This window comes from Nocardiopsis sp. TRM 82005 (assembly GCF_056312425.1).
On the sequence record NZ_JBWDTQ010000061.1, the window covers coordinates 1 to 1,980 of the forward strand.

A 1,980-nucleotide genomic window follows, 5' to 3' on the forward strand; every position below is an offset into this window, starting at 1 on the left:
TTTCGGTGAGTTCGACCTGGGCGTATATGTTCTGGTCTTGTTTCCAGGCGGCGTTCAGCCCGCGAAACACCGGACCGAACTCGAAGCCGGATTCAGCCAGGTGGTCGTAGAACCCGCTGACATCAACGGGTTCAGCGCCTTGAGGGGGCCATACCTTCAGGTCGGCGTCCTCGACCGGCTCCACCGCGACGACCGACCCAGTGGCGTGACGGGTCCACGACGTGTCAGTGGAAGGCCCCTCGGGCTTGGAGCGGACCGTCACGGCCCGTCGCCCCTGTGCGTCCGGCTCGGAGACGCTGACCTGGACCCTGACACCGCCGCTCCTCGGGACCACGAGGGGAGCTTCCATGACGAGTTCGTCGATGGTTCCGGCACCGACCTCGTCACCGGCGCGCAGGACCATGTCCACCAGTGCGGCACCGGGCAACAGCACCACGTCCATCACTACGTGGTCGCCCAGCCACGGCTGCTCACGCAGCGACAGCCGGCTCGTGAACAGCACCCCGCCCGAATCAGGCAGTTCCACCACGGCACCGAGAAGCGGATGCTCCACCTCTCCCAGACCAGCACCCGTCACATCACCAGCGGCCCCACCCGACAGCCAGTAGCGCTGTCGTTGGAACGCGTACGTTGGCAACTCCACCCGACGCGCCCCCGCACCGGGAAGCAGCGCGTTCCAGTCGATCTGGGCGGCGTCCCTCGTGTGCAGAGTGGCCAGTGCCGCCAAGAGCGACCGGGATTCGTTCTGTTGACGGCGGAGCACGGAGACGGCGTGAACATCACCCTCCTCATCCGGGAGGCAGTCCCGTACCATCGCGGTCAGCACGGCATCGGGGCCCACTTCGACGAACGTGGTGACACCCTCATCGCGCAACGTGCGAACCGTGTCAGCGAACCGCACGGTTTCGCGTACGTGCTCGGTCCAGTAGCCCGCCGAGCACAACAGATCCTCGTCGACGACCCGTCCTGTGAGCGCTGAGACGATGGGGATGCCGGGGGCGTGGAAGGTCAGTTGTTCCGCGACGGCATGGAACTGCTCCAGCATCGGTTCCATCAGGAGAGAGTGGAACGCGTGGCTCACGCGCAGACGCTTGGTTCTGTACCCGCGCTCTTCCAGGACCGCGGCTGTTTCGAGGGCTGCCCGCTGCTCACCGGAGAGCACGGTGGAGGAGGGGCCGTTGACGGCTGCGATGTCCACCGTGCCCTCGTGATCCGCCAGGAGCGCACGGACCTCCTCCTCGGACGCGTCGACTGACACCATCGCTCCGCCCTCGGGAAGGGCCTGCATCAGTCGGCCACGTGCGGCGACCAGGGTGCACGCATCGCCGAGGGAGAGAACCCCGCCCACATGCGCTGCCGCCAGCTCACCGATCGAGTGCCCAGCGAGGATGTCGGGGTGCACCCCCCGTGACTCCAGCAACCGGAACAGGGCGACCTCTGTCGCGAAGAGCGCGGGTTGGGTATAGCCGGTCTGTTCGAGATCCCCGGCATCATCACCGAACACGACCTCGCGTAGCGGCTTGGACAGGTGACGGTCGAATTCGGCGCAGACCGCGTCGAAGGCGTCGGCGTAGACGGGGTGGGTCTCGTACAGGTCGCGTCCCATGCCGAGACGCTGGCTACCCTGGCCAGTGAACAGCGCCGCCAGTCGGCCGTGCCCCGCTCTACCCAGCACCGCGTTGCTGTGGCCCCCCTCAGCCAGACCATCGAGTTCGCGCAGTAGTTCTTCGCGGCTCTCGCCGATGACCACGGCGCGGTGTTCGAGTGCGGTGCGGGCAAGGAGGGTCCGGGCGATATCGCCGGTAGTCGTATCCGGTGTTGTCTCCGTGAATTCCCGGAGGCGTTTTGCCTGGGCTCGTAGGGCGTTTGTGGTTTTTCCGGAGAGTACCCATGGCACGGTGTCCGGGGTCTGGGTGTTCGGGGTTGTGGTGTTGGCGGGTTCGGGGGGTTGTTCCACGATGACGTGGGCGTTGGTTCCGC

Annotated in this window: 1 protein-coding gene and 1 pseudogene; both read right to left on the bottom strand. The window is 66.5% G+C overall.

Annotated elements, in window-relative coordinates; translation table 11 throughout:
- On the bottom strand, positions 1 to 1,750 hold a 1,750-nt coding region (locus tag AC0T5L_RS27035), incomplete at its 3' end, for an acyltransferase domain-containing protein (protein ID WP_476168318.1).
- Positions 1,751 to 1,957 (bottom strand): annotated as a pseudogene (locus AC0T5L_RS27040) (CurL C-terminal domain-containing protein); the annotation flags it as partial.
- Between the last annotated feature and the right edge of the window lie 23 nt (positions 1,958 to 1,980).